Below are 5,361 nucleotides of genomic sequence, written 5' to 3' on the forward strand. Positions count from 1 at the left end.
CCGTATTTCCCACAGGCCACGCTATGGCCGGGCTCTACCACCATGTCACGGAATACCGGTTCCGATTGCCTTAACTCGGACCCGGTATCGGTTTTTCAACATTTGCTTCGTTAGATGGCCTGGCCGCCGGACACTTCGATCCGCTGGGCATTCACCCAGCGATTATCCTCGGATAACAAGCTGGCGATCATCGGCCCGATATCGTCCGGCATGCCGACGCGGCCGAGCGCGATCATATCCGCGAACACCTTGTTGAGGTCGGGCATGTCACGGACAGCGCCGCCAAGGAAATCAGTTTCGATCGCGCCCGGCGCCACCGTGTTGACCGCGATTCCGCGGGCGCCTAACTCCTTCGCCATGTAAACGCTGAGCACCTCGACCGCGCCCTTCACCGCGGAGTAGGCGGCAAAGCCCGGGTAGGACATCCTGGTGAGGCCCGAGGAGAGGTTTAGGATACGTCCGCCGTCCGCGATCAGCGGCAGCAGCCTCTGGGTGAGGAAGAACACGCCCTTGAAGTGGACATTGACCAGCCGGTCAAACTGCGCCTCTGTCGTCTCTGCCATCATTGCCATGTCGCCATGGCCGGCATTGTTCACCAGATGATCGAACGTCTCGCGCTGCCAGGTCTCGCGCAACGCCGCCTGCAGGCGCTCAGTGAAGGAAGCGAAGGTGGCGACGTCGCCGGTGTCAAGTTGCAGGGCGACCGCCCTGCGACCGGTTGCCTGAATCTCCGCGACAACGGCCCGAGCGTCCTCGCTCCGGCTATGGTAGGTGAGGGCAACGTCACCGCCGCGGCGTGCGATGTTGAGTGCGGTGTTGCGCCCGAGCCCGCGGCTGGCGCCAGTGACGAGGGTGATCTTGGTCATGGCCTGCTCCTTTGTTTGCACCACTGCTGTGGCCACGCCGATATCGGCGCGGTGGGCAGGCTTTTGTTGCCGGAAGCTCGACCGTTTTTGCCTAATCCTCCAAAATGCTTTGCGTGTCGGGCAGCAAAGGAATAGCTTCGGTCCATGACCGCGCTCCTCAATGCCGTGCGCCGCTATGCAGACACCAATGCCGGCCCAGACGGCATGGCGCACACCCCGATACCGGGTCTCAACACGGTGCGGGCGACGGCGCCCAGCGATCTGGTCTACGACATCTCCCGACCGCTTGCCTGTCTGGTGGTCCAGGGGAGCAAGCACGTCACAATAGGTACTCAAGGCTTCGCCTTCTCAGGCGGAGATTCGCTGCTGATCACTGCGGACGTGCCGACGGTGAGCCAGATCACCCGTGCCAGCATCGCTGCCCCCTACTACTCGCTTGTTCTGGAACTCGACCCGGCGGTCATTGCGGAGCTGAGTGTGCAAATAGGCGCCCAGCATATGGCCGACCACGCGCCCGTGCGGGTTGACCCGACTGACGCTGAGGTCGCCGACGCGGCCCTGCGTTTGATGCGGCTGCTCGATCGCCCGGCATCGGTCCCGGTGCTGCAGGCCCAGCTTGTGCGCGAGATGCACTATTGGCTGCTGGCCGGACGGCACGGGTCGGCGATCCGACGTCTGGGGTGGCCAGACGGTCACGTGCAGCGAGTGGCGCGCGCGGTCGCCGTGCTTCGGGCAGAGTTCGCGCGGCCTTTACCGGTCGAGCGCTTGGCGGCTGTGGCCGGGATGAGTACGTCGTCGTTCCACCAGCACTTTCGCGCAGTAACCTCGCTCTCTCCCCTGCAATTCCAGAAGCAGTTGCGCCTCATTGAGGCGAGGCGGCTGATGCTGTCGGAGGGAAAGACTGCGAGCAGCGCGGCGTTCGCGGTCGGCTACGAAAGCGTGTCGCAGTTCACCCGGGAATATGGTCGTCTGTTCGGCCGGACGCCTGTTCGGGATACCAAAGAAGCGAGAGGCAGAACCTTAGCCGCCGCTTGAGGCGCCGATACCCTGGAGGCGCAAAGCAGCCACGAAGCGCGAGCGGATGAGCACGGTCGCGCAGCGCCATGCGGTTCGAGCGCAGAGGGGATCACCCGCTTCGGGCGAACGCGCGGCGCTTGTAATCGGCGATTACATTGGAATAGCGCCACACTTGTTACTCCCACTGTTTGCTCTCCGGTGCCAAACTATCTCACGCCAACGAGCGATGAGCAGCGAAATGGAACCGCGCTTCAGCCATGAGGCGCGGGAATTCGCCCAAATCAGGAGGTATCAAGCCATGACTTCATCAGCCGAGAGCGGACGGAAAAGCGGACAGCCTGCCATGCGCACACCACCGGTGGTGTCGCCTGAGGCGTGGGAGGCGGCTCGCGAGCGGCTGCTCGTGAAGGAAAAGGCCCAGACCCGCGCCCGTGACGCGCTGGCCGCCGAGCGGCGGCGGATGCCGTGGATGGCCGTGGAGAAGACGTATGCGTTTGAGGGGCCTGACGGAAAGGTCAGCCTGCTCGACCTGTTCGACGGCCGGCGTCAGCTGATCGTCTACCGCGCCTTCTTCGAGCCGGGAGTGTTCGGCTGGCCAGACCACGCCTGCCGCGGCTGCTCCCTGGTAGCTGACCAGGTCGCCCACGTCGCCCACCTGAACGCCCGTGACACCACACTTGTCTTCGTCTCGCGTGCGCCGCGGGCTGATATCGCGCGGCTGAAGGCGCGGATGGGCTGGGAGATGCCGTGGTACACGCTCACCGACAGCTTCGACGCCGACTTCGGCGTGGACGAGTGGCACGGCCACAACGTGTTCATCCGCGACGGCGATCGCGCGTTCCGCACCTACTTCATCAACAACCGCGGCGACGAGCAGATGGGGAGCACCTGGAATTATCTCGACATCACCCCGCTTGGCCGGCAGGAGGTCTGGGAGGACTCGCCCGAGGGCTATCCCCAGACCCCGACCTACAAGTGGTGGAACTGGCATGACAGCTACGCCGCGGATCCAGCGGCCGACAAGAAGTGGGCCGAGGTGTCGGACGCCGGAGAGGCGGCGTTCCGGGAGGCGAGCACAAAGCAATGAGCCCGGCCTGGTCCGGTGGAGATCGACGGCGGCGACGGTCGGACGGCTAATACAAAGCCGCTGGACTATTGCTGAGGGAAGCGGCGACGGCTTGCAGGAGCGCAGGTCGCTCCGCCGCTGTTCATGCGGACTTGACGACCGAAAATGGGCGTTTGTAGGTAACCGGTCTCGCCCGGAAACTGGCGGCGGGAGCAGGGCGGCCGACGTGGAAGCCCTGGATTTTATCTATGTCAAATTCGCGTACAATGGCCATCTGCTCGTCGGTTTCGACCCCTTCGACCAGGATTTTATGGCCGCGATTTCGGACCAGGGCAATAATGTCTTGCAGCATCGCCTTGCCCCTCGGGGTGCCGCAGTCATGCAGAAACGAGCGGTCGATCTTCACCGTATCGAAATCGATTAGACGAAGCCATGAGAGGCCGGCGAAGCCCGTCCCGAAGTCATCGAGCCATATCCTGATCCCTAGCAGCTTCAGGTCGCTGATGCAGCGGAGAACGTCGGAGTGCATCTCCATCTCCAGCCCTTCGGTGATTTCGAGGGCCAGCCTGCTGCCGGCTACGCCAGTCTCGCTCAAAATGGCCGCAACAGAGGTTGCGAAGCCGGGCGTCTTGAGCTGAATCGGAGAGACGTTGACGCTGACGACACGGACGTGATCGTCCGCCAGAAGCTCAGTGCACACTGTCCTTATTGCCCAGCGCCCAAGCGCCAGGACCGCGCCAGTTCGTTCCGCGACGGGAATGAACAAGCTCGGCGGAACCGATGTGCCGTCCAGCATTTTGAGGCGCATCAGAGCCTCGACGGCTTCAACTCGGCCGGACGTGACATTCTGGATAGGCTGATAGACGAGTGAAACGAGATCCTGGCCGATCGCGATCTTCAGCAAAGCCGCAATATTCTCGCTCTCGTCGCTGCTCTGGGGATCGTTTGGATCGAACAGCCAGGTACAATTTCGACCGCCTGCTTTTGCCAGATAGAGTGCGCGATCGGCCTCATGGATGATTTTTTCCAGCTTGGCGCCAGTCTGCGGCCTGGTGAATGCAGCACCAACGCTCACCGTCACAACCGAGATACCGTCTCTGCGCTGCTCGTGGGGAAGCGCGAGGTTCTCCACCGTGCATCGAATGGCTTCGGCAATATCTGCGACCTGTTCTCTTTTCTCCATGCGAGCCAGAACAATGAATTCCTCACCGCCATAACGGCCGATTGAGCCATTGTGCTGCTTAATCATTTCGGCAAGGGCATTGGCGACGAGAATCAGGCAGCGGTCGCCTTCTTGATGTCCGTAATAGTCATTGAACCTTTTGAAGAAGTCCACGTCGATGAGGATCGCCACAAAACTGCTGCCAGACCTTTGCCAGTCGCTCCAGTAGTCCCGCAGCTTCTCATCAATCGCCCGCCGATTCTCCAGACCCGTAAGCGGATCGGTTCTCGACAGATTCAACAGCGCCTGTCCGCGCTCGGTGGCTTCCTTGTGCTGGATTTTGGCTTCGAGGGCATTCAGGAAGACGTTGTAGCGCTCCTCGTTCAGCTTCCAGTTAACGTAAGACGTAAATGTGAAGCATGAAATGTAAAAAGTTCCAAAAACCAGTTTGTACATCAATGTGGAAGGCACAAAGTAGTTTACGGCATACAATATTACTAAAATTATTGCAGACGTTACAATAGACAGGCTGAACTTAAACGTGAAGAAGAGATTGGCGCTCATCATGAAGATGGTGCCGAACACCATGTAATAAGAGACGCTTTCCTTGTCTGCACCCATGACCGCTGGGCACAGCCAGCCAACATAGCCAAAGATGATGGCTCCGGCGCAAGTGACGTCAATCCATTCCGTTCCGACGCCCCGGCGAAGTTGTGCCTCCAAGATCAGGAGTGCAGTCACTCCGACCGCGAAGCGTGCCATGATCGTATAGAGTGCCACATCCGGAATCAGCAGCAGATCCGTTGCCGAAAACAACAGATAGATGGCAACAGCGATCCAAAGCCCTGGCCTGGCGTCCATTCTTCGCTTCGCTTGGCCTTCCTCTCGGTAGAGGTGGCGGAGCTCGTCGGACCGCGGCTCGTAGCGCGGTTCGAACGGCTCCGCATGGGCTATATCGGCCAATGCAGATGACGCGCATTCGTTCGTCACCACAAACCCCATCTGAACGGGACTTTGCATTCCGAACTCATTTCTAGCTTCTGCCCCCAATGCCGGCCGACTCCTCAGGCGCGACAGCGATTGCGGCGCCTCGCAAACAATATGCAGTCGCGCAAATAGGTTTTCGTTAACTCGTATCCGGAATCCCACCCACAAGGCGTCCAAAGAACCAGCATGGTTGGCGGGAAATTAACGACACCGCTAAAATGCCGGGGATGTGGCTTGGCAAAGGTAAAATTTTACGCAATATC

At 60.5% G+C, this 5,361-nt stretch carries 4 protein-coding genes; 2 read left to right on the plus strand and 2 right to left on the minus strand.

The genetic code is table 11. From position 1 onward, the window contains the following. Positions 1-110 precede the first annotated feature (110 nt). Positions 111-866, minus strand: a complete 756-nt coding sequence (locus EOA85_RS26430; RefSeq protein ID WP_127211731.1) for an SDR family oxidoreductase — start codon at positions 864-866, stop codon at positions 111-113. Positions 867-1,010: 144 nt separating this feature from the next. Here EOA85_RS26430 and EOA85_RS26435 point away from each other — a divergent pair, with 144 nt between their 5' ends. Further along, positions 1,011-1,901, plus strand: a complete 891-nt coding sequence (locus EOA85_RS26435; RefSeq protein WP_127211732.1) for an AraC family transcriptional regulator — start codon at positions 1,011-1,013, stop codon at positions 1,899-1,901. A gap of 280 nt (positions 1,902-2,181) precedes the next feature. Beyond that, the gene (locus tag EOA85_RS26440; RefSeq protein WP_164759887.1) at positions 2,182-2,970 is read left to right on the plus strand and encodes a thioredoxin family protein; all 789 of its coding nucleotides are present in this window, start codon (positions 2,182-2,184) and stop codon (positions 2,968-2,970) included. Between the two features lie 121 nt (positions 2,971-3,091). Here EOA85_RS26440 and EOA85_RS26445 read toward each other — a convergent pair whose 3' ends face one another. Next, positions 3,092-5,113, minus strand: coding sequence for an EAL domain-containing protein (locus EOA85_RS26445; RefSeq protein WP_127211734.1), 2,022 nt, complete (start codon positions 5,111-5,113; stop codon positions 3,092-3,094). Between the last annotated feature and the right edge of the window lie 248 nt (positions 5,114-5,361).

It is taken from the genome of Mesorhizobium sp. M5C.F.Ca.IN.020.29.1.1, assembly GCF_003997375.1.
GTDB lineage: Bacteria > Pseudomonadota > Alphaproteobacteria > Rhizobiales > Rhizobiaceae > Mesorhizobium > Mesorhizobium wenxiniae.

What these genes read in the sequence shown, in the direction of transcription:
- EOA85_RS26435 (WP_127211732.1), top strand. Translation starts at nt 1,011, where the DNA reads ATGACCGCGCTCCTCAATGCCGTGCGCCGCTATGCAGACACCAATGCC.
- EOA85_RS26445 (WP_127211734.1), bottom strand. Translation starts at nt 5,113, where the DNA reads ATGGGGTTTGTGGTGACGAACGAATGCGCGTCATCTGCATTGGCCGAT.
- EOA85_RS26440 (WP_164759887.1), top strand. Translation starts at nt 2,182, where the DNA reads ATGACTTCATCAGCCGAGAGCGGACGGAAAAGCGGACAGCCTGCCATG.
- EOA85_RS26430 (WP_127211731.1), bottom strand. Translation starts at nt 866, where the DNA reads ATGACCAAGATCACCCTCGTCACTGGCGCCAGCCGCGGGCTCGGGCGC.